This is a genomic window from Mesorhizobium sp. WSM4816, assembly GCF_055811535.1.
Map to the genome: position 1 here is coordinate 1 of NZ_JBVVQR010000063.1, position 16,177 is coordinate 16,177.

General features: G+C 60.2%; 16 protein-coding genes and 1 pseudogene. 8 read left to right on the forward strand and 9 right to left on the reverse strand.

All coding sequences use genetic code 11. From position 1 onward, the window contains the following. On the reverse strand, nucleotides 1-776 hold a 776-nt coding region (locus tag AC0L3H_RS32000; protein WP_473588132.1), incomplete at its 3' end, for an aminotransferase class I/II-fold pyridoxal phosphate-dependent enzyme. 281 nt (nucleotides 777-1,057) lie between these two features. Between AC0L3H_RS32000 and AC0L3H_RS32005 the strand changes: the two genes are divergently transcribed. Continuing rightward, a complete protein-coding gene (locus AC0L3H_RS32005) occupies nucleotides 1,058-3,130 on the forward strand; it encodes a putative bifunctional diguanylate cyclase/phosphodiesterase (protein WP_473588133.1) in 2,073 nt (690 codons plus the stop codon). 115 nt (nucleotides 3,131-3,245) lie between these two features. Here AC0L3H_RS32005 and AC0L3H_RS32010 read toward each other — a convergent pair whose 3' ends face one another. Beyond that, nucleotides 3,246-3,671 carry a MarR family winged helix-turn-helix transcriptional regulator gene (locus tag AC0L3H_RS32010; protein ID WP_027153887.1) on the reverse strand — a complete coding sequence of 142 codons (426 nt, stop codon included), beginning with the start codon at nucleotides 3,669-3,671 and terminating at the stop codon, nucleotides 3,246-3,248. Nucleotides 3,672-3,787: 116 nt separating this feature from the next. On the opposite strand from AC0L3H_RS32010, the gene AC0L3H_RS32015 reads away from it, so the two are divergent. After that, on the forward strand, nucleotides 3,788-4,195 hold the full coding sequence (locus AC0L3H_RS32015; protein WP_091600611.1) for a hypothetical protein: 408 nt from the start codon (nucleotides 3,788-3,790) through the stop codon (nucleotides 4,193-4,195). A 21-nt stretch (nucleotides 4,196-4,216) separates the two neighbouring features. Here the strand turns inward: AC0L3H_RS32015 and AC0L3H_RS32020 are convergent, their stop codons facing one another. After that, nucleotides 4,217-4,456: a hypothetical protein gene (locus AC0L3H_RS32020; protein ID WP_473588141.1), complete on the reverse strand. Its 240-nt coding sequence runs from the start codon at nucleotides 4,454-4,456 to the stop codon at nucleotides 4,217-4,219. Between the two features lie 131 nt (nucleotides 4,457-4,587). Between AC0L3H_RS32020 and queF the strand changes: the two genes are divergently transcribed. Continuing rightward, nucleotides 4,588-5,049 (forward strand): preQ(1) synthase, encoded by a 462-nt coding sequence (queF, locus tag AC0L3H_RS32025; protein ID WP_473513016.1) that lies wholly within the window; start codon nucleotides 4,588-4,590, stop codon nucleotides 5,047-5,049. A gap of 87 nt (nucleotides 5,050-5,136) precedes the next feature. Here queF and AC0L3H_RS32030 read toward each other — a convergent pair whose 3' ends face one another. The 3 genes from AC0L3H_RS32030 to AC0L3H_RS32040 all read right to left on the reverse strand — a co-directional run bounded on the left by AC0L3H_RS32030 (nucleotide 5,137) and on the right by AC0L3H_RS32040 (nucleotide 7,116). Next, nucleotides 5,137-5,643, reverse strand: coding sequence for a hypothetical protein (locus AC0L3H_RS32030; protein WP_473588134.1), 507 nt, complete (start codon nucleotides 5,641-5,643; stop codon nucleotides 5,137-5,139). A 4-nt stretch (nucleotides 5,644-5,647) separates the two neighbouring features. Next, entirely contained in the window at nucleotides 5,648-6,127 is a 480-nt protein-coding gene (locus AC0L3H_RS32035) for a DUF3828 domain-containing protein (protein ID WP_473519425.1), read from the reverse strand. Nucleotides 6,128-6,237: 110 nt separating this feature from the next. After that, nucleotides 6,238-7,116 carry a LysR family transcriptional regulator gene (locus AC0L3H_RS32040; RefSeq protein WP_473588135.1) on the reverse strand — a complete coding sequence of 293 codons (879 nt, stop codon included), beginning with the start codon at nucleotides 7,114-7,116 and terminating at the stop codon, nucleotides 6,238-6,240. 150 nt (nucleotides 7,117-7,266) lie between these two features. Between AC0L3H_RS32040 and AC0L3H_RS32045 the strand changes: the two genes are divergently transcribed. Then, nucleotides 7,267-8,505 (forward strand): aromatic ring-hydroxylating oxygenase subunit alpha, encoded by a 1,239-nt coding sequence (locus tag AC0L3H_RS32045; protein WP_473588136.1) that lies wholly within the window; start codon nucleotides 7,267-7,269, stop codon nucleotides 8,503-8,505. 4 nt (nucleotides 8,506-8,509) lie between these two features. After that, the gene (locus AC0L3H_RS32050) at nucleotides 8,510-9,577 is read left to right on the forward strand and encodes an FAD-binding oxidoreductase (RefSeq protein WP_473588137.1); all 1,068 of its coding nucleotides are present in this window, start codon (nucleotides 8,510-8,512) and stop codon (nucleotides 9,575-9,577) included. A 163-nt stretch (nucleotides 9,578-9,740) separates the two neighbouring features. On the opposite strand, the gene AC0L3H_RS32055 is transcribed toward AC0L3H_RS32050, so the two are convergent. Together AC0L3H_RS32055 and AC0L3H_RS32060 are read right to left on the reverse strand one after the other, a co-directional pair. After that, nucleotides 9,741-10,343, reverse strand: a complete 603-nt coding sequence (locus tag AC0L3H_RS32055) for a dimethylsulfoniopropionate lyase (RefSeq protein WP_473494994.1) — start codon at nucleotides 10,341-10,343, stop codon at nucleotides 9,741-9,743. A gap of 46 nt (nucleotides 10,344-10,389) precedes the next feature. Then, the gene (locus tag AC0L3H_RS32060; protein ID WP_473588138.1) at nucleotides 10,390-12,426 is read right to left on the reverse strand and encodes an oxidoreductase; all 2,037 of its coding nucleotides are present in this window, start codon (nucleotides 12,424-12,426) and stop codon (nucleotides 10,390-10,392) included. A 147-nt stretch (nucleotides 12,427-12,573) separates the two neighbouring features. Here AC0L3H_RS32060 and AC0L3H_RS32065 point away from each other — a divergent pair, with 147 nt between their 5' ends. The 3 genes from AC0L3H_RS32065 to AC0L3H_RS32075 are packed head-to-tail and all read left to right on the forward strand — an operon-like array spanning nucleotide 12,574 to nucleotide 16,042. Then, entirely contained in the window at nucleotides 12,574-13,203 is a 630-nt protein-coding gene (locus tag AC0L3H_RS32065; protein ID WP_027153879.1) for a TetR/AcrR family transcriptional regulator, read from the forward strand. 15 nt (nucleotides 13,204-13,218) lie between these two features. Further along, complete coding sequence (locus AC0L3H_RS32070) at nucleotides 13,219-14,013, forward strand: pyrroline-5-carboxylate reductase family protein (protein ID WP_473588139.1); 795 nt, start codon at nucleotides 13,219-13,221, stop codon at nucleotides 14,011-14,013. A 43-nt stretch (nucleotides 14,014-14,056) separates the two neighbouring features. Continuing rightward, the gene (locus AC0L3H_RS32075; RefSeq protein ID WP_473588140.1) at nucleotides 14,057-16,042 is read left to right on the forward strand and encodes an oxidoreductase; all 1,986 of its coding nucleotides are present in this window, start codon (nucleotides 14,057-14,059) and stop codon (nucleotides 16,040-16,042) included. Here AC0L3H_RS32075 and AC0L3H_RS32080 read toward each other — a convergent pair. Further along, nucleotides 16,037-16,177: pseudogene (locus tag AC0L3H_RS32080) on the reverse strand (cobalamin-binding protein); the annotation flags it as partial. The gene AC0L3H_RS32075 and the pseudogene AC0L3H_RS32080 sit on opposite strands and share 6 nt — an antisense overlap.

The following is a 16,177-nucleotide window of genomic DNA, read 5'->3' on the forward strand; positions in this document are numbered from 1 at the left end:
TCGACCACCTGGCTCTTGCCCGATGTGTAGCCGCCCGACGCGCCGCCCAATGCCTTGCCGAGCGTGCCGGTGATGATGTCCACCCTGCCCTCGACGCCGCAATGCTCGGCCGAGCCGCGCCCGTTCCTGCCGACGAAGCCGACGGCATGGCTGTCGTCGACCATCACCATGGCATCGTACTTGTCGGCGAGATCGCAGACGCCCTTCAGATTGGCGATGATGCCGTCCATGGAGAATACTCCATCGGTGGCGATCAGCCGAAAACGGCAATCCATCGCCTCCTTCAGCCGCGCTTCCAGATCGGCCATGTCGTTGTTGGCGTAACGGAAACGCTTCGCCTTCGACAGCCGCACGCCGTCGATGATCGAGGCATGGTTCAGCGCGTCGGAAATGACCGCATCCTCCTCGGAAAGCAGCGTCTCGAACAGCCCGCCATTAGCGTCGAAGCAGGAGCCATAGAGGATCGTGTCCTCCATGCCGAGAAAGCCAGAAATCGTCGCCTCGAGCTGCTTGTGCTCTTCCTGCGTGCCGCAGATGAAACGCACCGACGCCATGCCATAACCATAGCGGTCGAGTGCCTGCTTGGCCGCATCGCGCAAGTCGGCGCTATCGGCGAGGCCAAGATAATTGTTGGCGCAGAAATTCAGCACCCTCTCGCCGCCCACCTCGATCTTAGCCGATTGCGTCGAGGTAATCACCCGCTCGGATTTGTAGAGGCCGGCCGATTTCAGCCCTTGGAGCTCGCTGTCGATATGGGAGAGGAATGCCGCGCTCATGATCTGGCCCTGTTGAGATTGAATGGACTGTCGCCCCGCGCGGGCGAAAAATCCACCGCAAAAGCGACGGCTTCGGTGACCCGACGGTCAGTGGTCAGAATGCCGCCCCGGAATGCCGCCAAATGGCAGATGTTCAAATACAGCTGCGGCGCGAAAGAAGGCGATAACCATTTTGCGAGCTTTCCACCGCTGCTGCTGTGTCGACTTCCGGAGCTGTTAACCTTTCAAGCCAATGGTTCTCATACCCAACAATCTGTCGGCGAGAGGGACCGCCCCAGAAAATGTCGCAGCAACCGATGCAAACCATTTCGGGCAAGCTCATATTGCTGATCAAGGCAGGCTATTGGCTGGCGCTGCTGATCATTGCAGCCATGGTGATGGCCTCCTTCATCCTTCTCCAGCAGATGATGGCTGGCCATCGGCACGACGACACGCTGCTCGATATTGTCGGCATGCAAAAGGTGCTGTCGCAACGCATTGTCTTCCTTGCCAACGCGGCAGGAGCAGCTACGCCCAACCAACAACCGGCTCTGGTCACCGCATTCAAACAGGCCACGGCCGACTTCGAGAGGAACTACGACCTTCTGCTCGATCGTGTGGTCGCCGACCCGGCGTCACCGGCAAGGGTCGATCCAAAATCAGTCGAGAACGTCCTTTTCGCCAAGCCGTTTCATCTCGATTACTTCTCGGTCGGGCTTATCGCCAACGGCGAACGCCTGGTTTCGGCGTTTGAATCGCAACTCGGCATGGCCGACAATGGCGGCTACAAGGGTGGCGGCGAACGCGTCAACCTCGACGCTTCCGTCGCCAATGCGGCCCTGTCGGGCTATGCGGCACTCGGCCAGCGCATCAGCGCCCAAGCCGACGCGCGATCGGAGGGCCTTCTCGCTCTCCATCGAACGCTGTTCTACTCCACCCTCGGCGTCATCGTGCTGGTGGCACTTTTCATCTTCAGGCCGATGTCGAACACCATCCTGCGCAAGACGCGTGAACTGATCGATACCCGCAATTCCATGGCCTTCATCGCAGTGCATGACGGCCTTACCGGCCTGCACAACCGCACCTTCCTGACCGACCATTTCGATACGCTGATCAAGGGCGCGCAGCGCCGGCGGGAGCGGCTTGCGGCGGTCCACCTCGACCTCGACCGGTTCAAGCAGATCAACGACACGCTTGGCCACGCCGCCGGCGACTATGTGCTGGTGGTGACGGCGCAGCGTATGCGTGATTCCTGCCGGGCGTCGGACCTCTGCGTGCGTCTCGGCAGCGACGAATTCGTGATGATCCTCAACGGCGCCGGCGGCACCGAGGACATCAACACGGTCGCCGGGCGCGTCCTGTCGCAGATCAACGAACCGATCGTCTATCGGGGCGCGACCATCCTTCCGGGCGCCAGCGCCGGCGTCGCCGTCTATCCGGTCGACGCCGACAATGCGCAAGATCTGCTCGTCCACGCCGACCTCGCGCTCCACGCCGCCAAGAAGCAGGGTGGCGGCAGTCTCTCATTCTTCTCCGAGGAGTTGCGGCATGAACTCGACTACCGCAAGCGGCTCGAGCATGACATCAGGATCGCTATCGCGGAGAAGACGTTCCAGGTCTATTTCCAGCCACAGGTTTCGTTGTCGAACGGCACGATCGGCGGCATCGAGGCGCTGGTTCGCTGGAGACATGCCGAGCGCGGCATGATCGCACCGGGCGAGTTCATTCCCATCGCCGAGAAATGCGGACTCATGCCTGCGATCGGCCGCATCGTCATCGCCAAGGCAATCGGCGAGGCGGCGGAGTGGAACCGTGCCGGCATTGCCTTCGGACGGCTCGCCGTCAACGTCTCCGGCGCCGAATTGCGTGAGGCCAATTTCGACGCCTTCCTCTTCGGTGCGCTGGAAAAGGCTGGGCTGCCGCCACAAAAACTGTCGCTCGAGATCGTCGAATCCGTCATTCTCGACGACGAGAAGACCGGCATCGCGGCAAAGCTGCGGCACATCCGCGCCGCCGGCGTTCATCTTGAACTCGATGATTTCGGCACCGGCTACGCGTCGCTCAGCCACGTCAACCCGAACGAGATCGACAGACTGAAGATCGATCGCCGCTTCGTCCAGAACATCAATGAGAACGGCGACAACACCAAGATCGTGCGTGCCATCACCGAACTCGCCCGCGGCCTTGGCATCTCGATCGTCGCCGAGGGCGCCGAAACCGAGGCTGAGCTCGATTCGCTGATGGCGATCGGCTGCGACCAGGTGCAGGGCTACTCGATCGCCTTCCCGATGCCGCAGGACCAGGTACGCGATTGGCTGGTCGCGCGGGCGCCGAAGAGAGCCAGGCTGACGGTGCTGCAGGGTAGGCTGGCGTAAGGCGCCAACCTGACACGCCGCTTCGGAAATGGCGGCCTGATGGGGTTACGGCCGGTCTGTAGCTGGCTGCCGCTACATCTTGGGCTCGCTGAAACAATGCGTTCGGCGGTTGGGATCAATCGACATTCGCCCGCAGCGTCGCCAAGACTTCCGCGAACTCCGCCAGCCTGTCGTCCGACAACCCGGTCCGCAGCCGCTTGTCGAAGGCAATGGCTGCCGTGCGCAATTTCAGGAACAGCGCCTCTCCCGCTTCGGTCAGTTCGACCTGATGGACGCGGCGGTTTTCCGGATCGCGGCGCCGGGTCAGCAAACCTTGCGTCTCCATCGCGTTCAGGTGGTGGGTCAGCGTCGCGCCTTGGATTCCGATCATGCCGGCGAGCTCACGCTGGTTGGCCAGTTCGCGCGACTTGATCGACAACAGCGTGACCCAGACCGGCAGCGTGCCGCCCGCCTCGACCAACGTGGCGTCAAAGGCCTGGGCGACAAGTTTTGCGGTGCGGGCGAGATTCATCCCGACTGGCGGGCGGTCAAAAAGCGTCATGATCCGACACTAGAGTAAGGGAAAGGCCGATGGAACTGGCCCTTTGACTTTACATTGACATCTAATCATTTGATATCTAACTTTGTGGTTGACGGTAGGAAAGGAGGAACGCGGTCATGCAGTATGTCTACATCATCGTCCTCGGCCTTCACGTATTGGCCGGTGTGTTCTGGGCTGGAACGACCATCGCTGTCGCCCGCGATCCGGAGATTCGGATCGAACGGTTTTTCCGGCCGCAAATGAACGCGGCCGGCATGGTTTTCCTGACCGGCGCCCTGCTCTGGTATTTCTTCCACAGCGGCTCTTTCGGTTCGATGGAAATGGTTCTGGCCCTGGGTATCGCGACGGCCTTGATTGCCGCCGGTGTTCAGGGAGCGCTGGTCGGCTCTGCCAGCAGGCGGCTTGCCGGCACTGACTCGGCGACGGAAACGCAGTTGCGCGCGAAAATGACAAGGGGCGAACGCATCGCTGGTGGGCTGCTGGTCATCACCGTGCTCTGCATGGCCACCGCCAGAATGTTTTGAGCGGTCAGCCGCTATCGCGGTTTAAGAGATCGGTGTCTGGCTGCAAGCCGGCGGCGTGCGCAGCGCGCAGATCGGACCGACGTGCCTGGTGGCTCTCCGTGCGGAGGTTCGGCTGCGCGCCACCAAATCAAATCCGAAGTGATCTTCAGATCCATACCGTCCTCGGAAATAGGCCGGCTCGTGGCTGGTCGACATGACCCGGTTCTTCAGCGTCAAATGTTTGAGCTGATAGGGCTGGAGAAGCGGATCGCTGCTGGTCATCGTCTTCCTGTTTCAAATTGTGCTAATGAGCGGCAAATTTTTGTTTTTGCGCATGTCGTACCCAAGTCCGCGCACCCTCGGGTCGGGCCCGTGGGCAGGCTTTTGGGCGACATGCAGTAAGGAACCCGCCGATGACCGATACGAAAAACCTTACCCAGCTCGGCACCAACGTCGAGGCGCCAAAGAACCCTGACGCAGCAGTCCTGGAGACCGTGCCGTTTTCGCGCGGCGACGGGCCGCCAGCCATCGTTCGCTTCACCTGCCCGGAATTCACTTCGCTCTGCCCGGTCACCGGCCAGCCGGACTTCGCCCACATCGTCATCGACTATGCACCCGACACGCTGCTGGTGGAATCGAAGTCGCTGAAGCTGTTCATGACCTCGTTTCGCAACCATGGCGCCTTCCATGAAGAGTGCACCATCATGATCGGCCGCCGCATCATCGCTGCGACCAAACCACTCTGGTTGCGGATTGGCGGCTATTGGTATCCGCGCGGCGGCATTCCGATCGACGTATTCTGGCAGACCGGCGCGCCGCCGGAAGGCGCATGGCTGCCCGACACCGGTGTTGCGCCCTATCGCGGACGCGGCTGAATTCTGCTGCGAGATGTCCGGCGGGACAGCAGGATCGCCAACTCTGGTTTTCAATCGCCATCAGGCGATCAACTCATCGGTCCGTTCTCACTCACACTGATATTGGCTGAGCGCCCATTCGCCGGTCAGCGACAGAAGGTCCGATATCTTCCAGTCGCCGTCGACCTTTTTGAACTTCCATTCCAGCCGGTGCGGATTGCCGGCAACGATAAAGGCGACGACGACCTTGGCCTCATCGCCTTTGACCGCTTCAACTGTCTTCAGGCTGTTGTCGATCTCGGCCCTGTCGTACGCCGCATTGTCGAGCGCCATGTTGGGATCGAGGCATTCGCCATGCCCCGATTTCCGCAGCGCATCGCTTTTGTCGAGCACCGACTTCGCGGGATCGACGAAATCGCTGCGCTGAGCCGGATCGAGCTCGAGCCCGACATGCTCGTAAAACGGTTTCACCACCGCCGTCGGCGAACCCGGCCGCAGCGGAGCTGCCCGTGCATCTTCTGCTGAGAGCGGCGCGCCGAACAGGCCCTGGCCGGCAGTGCTGCACAAGCCCGCGGCCAGCAGGCACGCAGTCGCCAGGGCCAGGGCGCGGGCCATGGCGTCACTCCGGAGTCTGGCCAGCCAGGCATTCGAGCGCACTCAGCGTCCAGCCGCTGGTCTTCGAGGTGATGTCGGCAACCTTCCACTGGCCGTCGACCTTCTTCAGCGACCAGACCATTTCGCGTTTGGATTCATCGCCTTCCGGGAAAAGGTTGAACGTCACTGTCACGTTGGCGCTGTCGCCATCCACTGCTTCGGACAGCTTCAACGTCTTGGCGACTGTCTTCTCGTCAAAGTCCTGCGCGTCGAGACCGGGGGCGAAGTCGATGCAAGGCACCTCGTCCGGCTTGTTCTTCTGCGCCTGGTCGTTGAGGTCGAACAGCTTTGTCACCGGCTCGGTGAAACGGTCGCGGTATTTCGCGTCGGCCTCGAACTTGACCTCGGGCATGTAGAAGAACTTCACCGCATTGGAGGCCGGCCCGGCCAGGGCGGCCGCAGGCGCCGCGATCGAGAGAGCGGCGGCAAGCACAATCAGTCTCATCCGATAATCTCCAGGCTTTCGTGGTGGGTACCCGTTCAATACCACGAATCCATAGCGAGCGCGGTGACGTGAGGCCGCCCGACGAAGTCTGCGAGCAAGAGAGCAGCTGCTCAAGAGCTTTTGGCGAGCCAGCTCGCAAAAAGCCGCGCTTTCAAACCTGCCCTGGGATGGATTTTCAGATAAAATACCCTGGGTGAGGGAATGTTGTCGGGTACAAGTGTGACCAGCCGGCCCTGTTCCATCAGGCTTTTGACCAATCCATCCCACCCCAAGACCGCCCCGATATCATCCTGAGCGGCCTGGAGGGCAATCATGTAGTTGTTCACGGAAAACCTGCGGCCTTTTGGGATGGTGTATCCAAGCGCTTGAAACCACTCCGGCCAGTTCGTCCAGTCGGTTTCCTCGTTGTTCATATGAATCAAAGGCGCCTTGAGCAGATCCTCAACTCGGCCAATGCCGTGCTCGGCGGCGAATTTTGGAGTTCCAAGCGCGACAATGCGATCTTGAAAGAGTTTGTGACACTCCTCGGGACTTTCCTGCGCATCTCCGTAATGAATACTTAGATCACAGCGGATCGCTGTTGCGGGCACGTCGCTGACGATCTGCGAGACAGTGATGGTGGGATGGCTCTTCCAGAAGGCTGAAATCTTCGGTGTAAGCCATAGCGAGCTGACGGCCGTCGTTGTCCGGATGGTCACGTCGGCGGTTTCCGGGCGATCGCGCATGTGAGTGACGGCGTCGGAAATCGTCTCAAGCCCGCGCTGCACGGCAACGAACAGGAACGCCCCTTTCTCAGTCAATTCGACGCCGCGGCTCAAGCGCAGGAACAGGTTGCATCCCAAGTCACCCTCAAGCGCCTTGATCTGGTGGCTGATCGCCGCGGGCGTCACATTCAATTCCTGGGCGGCGTTTTTGAAACTCGCATTTCGGGCGGCTGCCTCGAAGCAGATGAGAGCCGTCACCGAGGAGAGATCGTACGGTCTTGGCATCAACGCTTCTTCGGACCCGCTTTTTGGATGGCTCGCTGAGGGCAACAGATTAGCTGAACTAAATCGTTCTGAAAATTAGTGCTGTTGCGCAAAAGGACTTCAGGCAACAAAATTTCATCTCAAATGTGCACGCCATCTATGGAATTCCGCATGAACGCCCCCTCGCCCTCGATCCAAGAGTTGCTAGCGCGCCGCGTCTCGGGCTATGCCCTTGAGCAGCCCTTTTACACTTCGCCGACGATTTACCAGCTCGATCTCGAGCACATCTTCTACCAGGAATGGCTCTACGCGGCCCCGGCATGCCAGCTTGCGAAAGCTGGTAGCTACGTGACGATGCGCGTGGGTGCCTATGAGGTGGTCATCGTGCGCGCCCGCGATGGTGAAATCCGCGCCTTCCACAATTCCTGCCGCCATCGCGGCTCGATGATTTGCAAGGCGCGCGAAGGCCAAGTGGCCAAACTCGTCTGCGCCTATCACCAGTGGACCTATGAGCTTGACGGCAAGCTCATCTGGGCAAATGACATGGGGCCCGACTTCGACATGTCCAAACACGGGCTGAAGCCGGTCCATCTGCGCAATTTTGCCGGCCTGATCTACGTCTGTCTGTCCGCTACGCCCCCAGACTTCGACCCGTTTGCCGACCTGGCCCTTCCCTACCTAGAGGTCCATGACCTCAACAATGCGAAGGTCGCGCATACGTCGACTATCATTGAGAAGGCCAACTGGAAGCTTGTGTGGGAAAACAACCGCGAATGCTACCACTGCAGCAGCAACCACCCGTCGCTCTGCCGCTCCTTCTCGGTCGACCCGGAAGTGGCCGGGGTGTCTACCGACGGGTCGGTCTCGGCGACCCTCCAGGCGCATTTTGACCGTTGCGAAGCCTCAGGCGCGCCGGCGCAGTTCCGCCTTGGCGGCAGCGGCCAATTTCGCCTGGCGCGGATGCCGCTGCAGCAAAAGGCGGTGAGCTACACGCTCGACGGCAAGACTGCCGTTCGCAAGAATCTTGGCCAGGTGGCGCTGCCCGAAGCAGGCTCGCTGTTGATGTTCCATTATCCAACGACCTGGAGCCACTTCCTGCCGGATCACTCCTTGACCTTCCGGGTCACGCCAATCAGCGCCACGGAAACCGCGGTCACCACCACCTGGCTGGTGAACAAAGATGCCGTCGAAGGGCTCGACTACGACCTCAAGCGCCTGACCGAGGTCTGGATTTCTACCAATGATGAAGACCGTGAGATCGTCGAAACCAACCAGCAAGGGATCTTCTCTCCTGCCTACGTTCCCGGACCATATTCGCCGGTTCAGGAAAGCGGTGTGACCCAATTCGTCGATTGGTATGCGAACTGGCTTGAGCGTTCTCAGGCCTTGATGCAATTGGCCGCGGAGTGAACCAATGAACGTGGTCGCAAAACCCAGGCTGGTTTTCTGGACCGACGCGGAAGAACTCGAATGTGCCTCCTTTCTTCCGGAGGCGCCGAACGTCCTGACGTTTTGTTTCCGGTCGCCGTCCGGAGCGCTGTTCAATTTTGATCCGGGACAGTTCCTCACTTTGGAACTGCCCACTCCCGGCGGTCCGGTCTACCGGACGTACACGATATCCTCATCTCCGTCGCGGCCGACCTCGCTGACCATTACCGTAAAGGCGCAGGCCGACTCTGTCGGAACGCAGTGGATGTTTGACAGCCTCCGTCCGGGCATGCGCCTGCGGGCAATTGGTCCGGGGGGCACCTTCTCGATGGCACATCAGCCAGCCGAAAAGTTTCTTTTCATATCGGCCGGCTCGGGCATCACACCGATGATGTCCATGACCACCCATCTGTATGATTCCGGGGTTGATCCGGACATCGTCTTCGTCCACTGCGCGCGCCGCCCTTCTGAGATCATCTTCCGTGAACGGCTGGAGCATATGGCGTCGCGCGTAACCGGCATCGACCTGAAATGGGTGGTTGAACAGACCGATCCATACAGGCCATGGACCGGCTACAGAGGCATGCTCAACCAGTTGATGCTCGGACTGATGGCGCAGGATTACCTTGATCGCGAGGTGTTCTGCTGCGGGCCCGAGCCCTTCATGCAAGCCGTGCGCGAGGCGCTGGCCAGTCTCGGTTTCGACATGGCAAATTACCATCAGGAAAGCTTCCGTGCGCCGCTTCCTGAGGCCGAGAAGGTCCCGGATGACTTCGTTCCCGCCGAGAACAACGAGGCCGAGATCGAATTTGTCCTATCCGGCGTCTCGGCGAGATGCGTCGAGACGGATACGATCCTGGCTGCGGCACGGGCTGCCGGTCTGGTGATCCGATCGGGTTGCAGTATGGGGATATGCGGGACATGCAAGGTTCGCAAAATCGATGGCGATGTGCATATGGTCCACAATGGCGGCATCACCGACGAAGAGATTGCCGACGGCTACATCCTTGCTTGCTGTTCCAATCCGGTTGGCCGTGTGAAAGTCGAGATATAGCAACCGTTTCGCGATCTTTGATCAAGGCGCTTCTTCGAAATCGGCAGCGCCTTGACGGTCCGCGGTCAACCGAAGTCGATGATGAAGCTATTGATGAGTCACGCGCTTCACCCGCAAGGCGGTCTTGGCACTTCCTCGGCCGGTAGCCGGGTTTCGGGCAAGCTCAGTGATGCGTCTGGTCCACCAACAGCGCCCAGAATGCGAACAGCGGCCGATCCAGCGATCTCATTGCGTGTTTGATGCCTGGCGGATTGTAGAGTGATCCACCGATGCCGGGCGAAAACCAATCCATGTCAGCCTGCTTGAACTCGCCATGCGAAAGCACGAGGTAGGTTTCTTCCGGCGGATGATCGTGGTCGGGATACCGGACGTGAGGAGCCATCAAAGTGACGCCGAGCCACAGATCGGTTCTGTCCTCGAGGCCGCCCGGGCCAAGAATCATCGCGTTGGCGTGACCGTCGCGGAAATTGCTGCTGGCAGACGGGGCGGGATTTGATTTCAGCCGCCATTCGAGCAGCGGCTCGATCGCCTTGAAGCGCTCAATCAAGTTGCGGAGCGTAGACGGGATCGCCTCTTCCGCCAACGCCGGGCCGAGATAGGAACAGACCGGCAAACGGCTCCCGGCCCTGGTCTTTTCAGGCCCGGGAACCTCCGATTGGGCGAAGAGCTGGATGATCGATCTGCGCGATCGCAGGTCGTGTGAGAACTGGTCGAAGGCCACGAACGCTGTGTCTACAAAATATTGCAGGGCCTCACTTCTGTTCATCTCGGAGCCCTTGTTGTGAGCGGACGCTATGGTCCGTTGCCGGACGTTAGATATCTTTCGCCAGTCGCAGCGCGTCGTAGATCGCGGCGTGGGTGTTGCGAGCTGAAACGGCGTCGCCGATACGAAAGAGTTGGAATTGGCCCTGCGCATTCCGCACCACCGACTGTGGTTGCCCGGCGATGAGCTCATCTTGCGAAATCTCGCCGTGATTGGTCGATTTCGGTTTCAGTTCGAAATAGATGTCGTCCAGCGGAATGGTGCCGTGATTGACGACAACCTGATCCACGACGCGCTGTTTGGATATGCCACCGTAGTCACTGCCGACATTTGCAATGAGCTGATTGCCATTCTTTTCAACTGACTCGAGCCGATAGGTAACGGTGAAGGTCACATCGAGTTTTTGAAGAGACCTCATGTAGGGCACGAGGTTCATAGCCATGACCTCGGGTGAGAATGACCGGTCCGGTGTCATGATTTCAACCTTCGCTCCGGCGCCGGCGAGGAATTCCGCGGCCTGGAGTGCCGCGTGGTCACCGGCGTCGTCGAAGATGAGGACATTGGTTCCCGGCTTTGCGTCTCCGGAGATGATGTCCCAAGACGACACCACGAACTCGTTGCCCTTGGAAAGGACGTCGGTGTGCGCCACCCCGCCCGTTGCGACGATGACAACGTCCGGATTTTCCGCCTCGATGGTTTCGGCTTCCGCCCAGGCATTGAACCTGATGGTCACTCCGTGTTTTTCGCACTGGGCCATCCGCCAATCGATGATGCTCATCATCTCCTTGCGGCGCGGGCTCTGCGCTGTCAGCCGGATCTGCCCTCCCGGTCCGCTGGCGGCCTCGAAAACCACGACCTCGTGTCCCCGCTCACCCGCCACGCGGGCGGCCTCGAGGCCAGCCGGACCTGCACCGACCACGACAACTTTCTTGCGGCTGTCGGCCTTGGCGACAATATGCGGCATGGTCAGCTCACGGCCAGTCGCGGCGTTGTGAATGCAGTATGCCGCCCCGCCCTGATAGATACGGTCAAGGCAATAGTTTGCGCCCACGCATGGCCTGATTTCGTCTTCGCGCTTTTCGATGATCTTGCGCACGATGTGAGGGTCGGTCATGTGCGCGCGCGTCATGCCGATCATATCCACCTTACCCGACGCAATCGCGTGCCGGGCAGTCGCCACATCCGGTATTTTCGCTGCATGGAAAGTTGGGAAGTTGGTTGCGGCACGAATCTCGCCGGCAAAATCAAGATGCGGCGCATTCGCCATTCCCTGAATTGGAATGACGTCCGTCAGGCCCGCATCGGTATCGATGTGCCCGCGGATCACGTTGAGGTAATCGATCAGTCCGCTTTCCTTGAGACGCTTGGAGATTTCCATGCCCTCGGACTTGCCAGTGCCACCGGGGAGACGTTCATCCGCAGTATATCGCACGCCCAGAATGAAGTCCTCGCCGACCCGTGACCGGATCGCCATCAAGACATCCATGCAGAAGCGCATGCGGTTATCAAGCGAACCGCCATAAGGGCCGTCAAGTTCGTTCGTGAGAGGAGACACGAACTGGTCGAGCAGGTGGCCGTAAGCTTCCAACTCGACGCCATCCATCCCGCCCGCCTTCATCCGCTCAGCGGCGTCCGCAAAGTCCTTGATGATGCGCTCGATATCCCAGTCTTCAATTTTCTTGGGAAACGCGCGGTGGGAGGCTTCACGATGATGGGACGGCGCCAGAACGGGAAGCCAGTCGCCTTTGTCCCAGCGTGTACGCCGTCCAAGATGGGTTAGCTGGATCATGATGGCGGCGCCCTCTTCGTGCACCGCATCTGTCATCTGCCTGATCCACGGCACGATCTCGTCCTTGTAGGCGAGCAGGTTGTTGAAAACCGGGGGGCTGTCCTTCGAGACCGCAGCGGACCCGGCTGTCATCGTCATCGCCACACCGCCCTTCGCCCTTTCAACCGTATAGGCGAGATAGCGCTCCTTCGGCATCCCGTCCTCCGGATAAGCCGGCTCGTGGGAGGTCACGATGATGCGATTGCGCAGGGTCAAATGCTTGAGTTTGTACGGCTGCAGGAGGGGATCGCTCGACATCTGACGGACTCCGGGCTGAGATGGCAAGTGCGAACGCTATCGAAAATGTACATGCATGTCAAGTTTCGCTTCTGGGAAGTCGATAGAGTCGACATGTGTGTACATTTTGCTGGTTTTCATTTTGATATTTTGTTAGGCTGATCACTCATGGAGCAAATTTCGAACGATAGCGGATGGCGCGGATCGCCGGAGGGGTGGCTTGAAGCCGCCTACGACCTGCTTCTTGAATCCGGCGTCGACACGGTGAGAATATCGCCACTTGCCAAGAAATTGGGCCTGTCGCGCACCAGCTTCTATTGGTTCTTCAAGGATAGAGAAGAACTGTTGGCTGCCCTCGTGACCCGTTGGCGGGACAAGAACACCGGCAACCTCGTCAAGCAGGCCGAGGCATATGCCGAGACGGTCGCCGAAGCGATGCTGAACGTTTTCGACTGCTGGCTCGACAAATCCTTGTTCGATTCCCAGTTCGAGTTCGCAGTCAGAAGCTGGGCGCTTCAATCCCCTGACATCCTGGCGGAGGTGCAGAAAGCCGACCAGACGCGTCTCGATGCGTTGAGCCAGATGTTTGTCCGCTTTGGTTACGACGAAGGCTCAGCCGATGTTCGAGCGCGCACCATCTACCTTGTGCAGATCGGCTACATCTCAATGCAGACCAGCGAAGATCTCGCGGACCGCATGAAGCGCATTCCCGGGTACGTGGAGATTTTTACAGGTAAGGCCCCGCGGAAGCGCGAACTCGACCGGTTCTTCGCCAGACACGGCCATTCGGCGGGCTGAGGAAGCGTTTCGACAATGGGTGAACCCCTGAGCATCGGAATAATCGGCGGAGGTGGCTGGCTTGGACGCGCTATCGCCGAGGCCGTTATTGATGCGCAAATAGTCGCCGCAGAGCACCTCACGCTCTCTCATAGAACTGGGCAACCCGACTTTCTGCCAAACGCTACATGGACCAGGGACAACCAGGAACTGGTGGATCGATCTGATGTCATCATCGTCTCGGTCCGGCCCCACGATTGGCCTGCCATCGACATTACTGCGTCCGGCAAGCTCGCCGTGTCGGTTATGGCCGGGATCACTCTCGACCAACTGGCGGGACGTCTTAAAACCGACCGCGTCATCCGCACGCTTCCGAATGCAGCGGCAGAGGTGCGGAATTCCTATACTCCCTGGATAAGCTCTCAGAGCGTCACCGCGGATGACCGCAATGTCGTTCGCCGGATTCTGGAGGCCTGTGGCGCGGCCGATGAAGTCAAAAGCGAAGCAGATATCGATTATCTGACGGGCCTGACTGGATCCGGCCCGGCGTTTCCGGCGCTCTTGGCGGCAGCGATGATGGACGATGCCGTCAGCCGAGGAATGGATCCAGATATTGCCCGGCGGAGCGTCAGCGCGGTGCTTGTTGGAACCGGAAAACTCCTCGAGGCTCGTCCAGACAATCCCCAAGATATCGTCCAGACCTTCCTCGACTACCGCGGCACCACCGCGGCAGCGATCGAGGCCATGCGCGCAGCCGGGTTTGAATCTGCCGTGGCAGACGGCCTTGCCGCGGCGCTCCAGAAATCCGTGACGATGGGACAAACCACCTGACTGCCGAACGAGCCGGGCCTCCCTCCGACCGCTGGTGAGAACTATGTCAAAACTCTTTCCGCATCTGTTCTCGCCCGCAAAGCTGGGCAGTCGCACCCTGCGAAATCGGATCGTGTTCGGGGCTCACACCGCCAACATGGCCGAAAATGGCGTGCCGACCGAACGACACGTTGCCTACTATGCCGAGCGAGCGCTCGGTGGGGCCGGCATGATTGTTGTCGAACCCATGCCCGTCCATCAGGCCGCCGTCCTGACACGCGGCAATTTTCGACCTGGCGACGATAGCGTCATTCCTCATTTCCAGCAGGTCACACGCGCAATCAAGGACCACGGGGCGATCGCCATCCAGCAGCTCTATCACATCGGAGCGCACGGGGATTCGGACAATTCATTTCATGCGCATTGGTCGCCCTCGGGCCTGCCGAGCTATCATGACAGCGACGGTTCCCACGCCATGTCCGAGGGTGAGATTTGGGAAACCATCGACAGCTTCGTTCAGGCGGCGCGCCGCTGCCAGGAGGCCGGTTTCGACGGCGTCGAAGTCTGGGCTGCCTATCTCGGACTGGTCGATCAGTTCTGGACGCCCTGGACAAACCGACGCGAGGACCAATGGGGAGGGTCGCTCGACAACCGCACGCGGATCTCGCGCGAAATCCTAACCCGCATCCGCGAAACATGCGGTCTCGATTTCATCATTGGACTCTCGGTCAGCGACGAACCCGACTACACAGTAGCGCTCAGTCGCCAGGAACTGGCGGAGATCATTCGGCTGCACGATGAGCAGGGGCTGATCGATTACGTGACCTGCGGCACTGGCAGCTACCTCGATTTCTACAAGATAATGCCGACGTTTCTCTATCCGGAGAAGCTTGGCACCGATCTCGCGACGACCCTCAAGGCCGCGGTCAAGAAGGCCCTCGTGGTCGCCGAAAGCCACATCAGGACGCCTGAAAACGCCGAAACCGTGCTCGGCGAGAAGGCTGCAGATCTGGTCTCGATCGTCCGGGGCCAGATCGCCGATCCGCATCTGGCACGCAAAGCCGCGGCAGACCGGCCCGAGGATGTGCGCGGATGCATATCCTGCAACCAGATGTGCTGGGGCCGTCGTTCGCGCGACTACTGGATCAGCTGCCTTGTCAATCCCTCTGCGGGGCGCGAGTTTGAATGGGGTGGTGACCGGTTCACGTCCGCTGCCATCAAGAAACGGGTGCTTGTCGTCGGCGGCGGTCCCGCCGGCCTCGAGACGGCTCGGGTTGCCGCCGAGCGAGGGCACGACGTGGTGCTGGCCGAAGCCTCCAGTAGGCTGGGCGGGAACTTTCTGCTCGCAGGACTGCAGCCGCGCCGCGGGCAAATCCTCGACCTTCTCGGGTGGTATGAACGCCAGCTCAGCAAACTGAATGTCGACGTACGACTGAACACCTACGTCGAGGCCCCGGAAATCGCCTCTTTCCAAGCTGACACCGTTATCCTGGCCACGGGGTCGGTGTCTCCCGAAACCGGCTTTCAGAAGGCTTTGCCGGCAGTGCCGAGCCTGCCCGGCATCGAAAGGGGCAATGTCTTCTCGATCGAATCCGTCATGGCCCGCGTTGTGCGGCCGGGTAAGCACGTGCTTTTGCTCGACGAGGGCGGAGGCTGGCGCGGTTGTGGCACGGCCTGGAAACTTGCCGAGGATGGCCATCAAGTGACCATTCTCACGCCCGATCCGTTGGTCGGCAAGGAACTGCAGCGGACGGCTGCCGATTTCCCGCTGCGACGGACATTGCGCCAGCTTGGCGTCACATGGGTGTTGGATGTCAGCGTGCTGGAATGGCACGGGGACGGCGTGACCATCGTTGACCACAACACGCGTGAAGAAAGCTTCGTGCCGGGCGATTGCCTTGTACTTGCAACCACCAATGTGGCGGCGAATTGGCTGGCGAAAGAGTTGGAAAGCACGTCCCAGCCTTTCATGGAGGTCGGCGACGCCGTCGCTCCGCGCCAGGCGCCCTACGCCTTCCACGAAGGACGGAAAGGTGCCTTGCGGCTATGACACGCGCACATTGTGCTTGCGCTTCATAAAATCCTTGGCGGTCTCGACTGCCACGGCTGCGTCGCGGCAATAGGCGTCGGCGCCGACGGCCTTGCCGAATTCCTCGTTGAGCGGGGCGCCGCCGACCAGCACGAC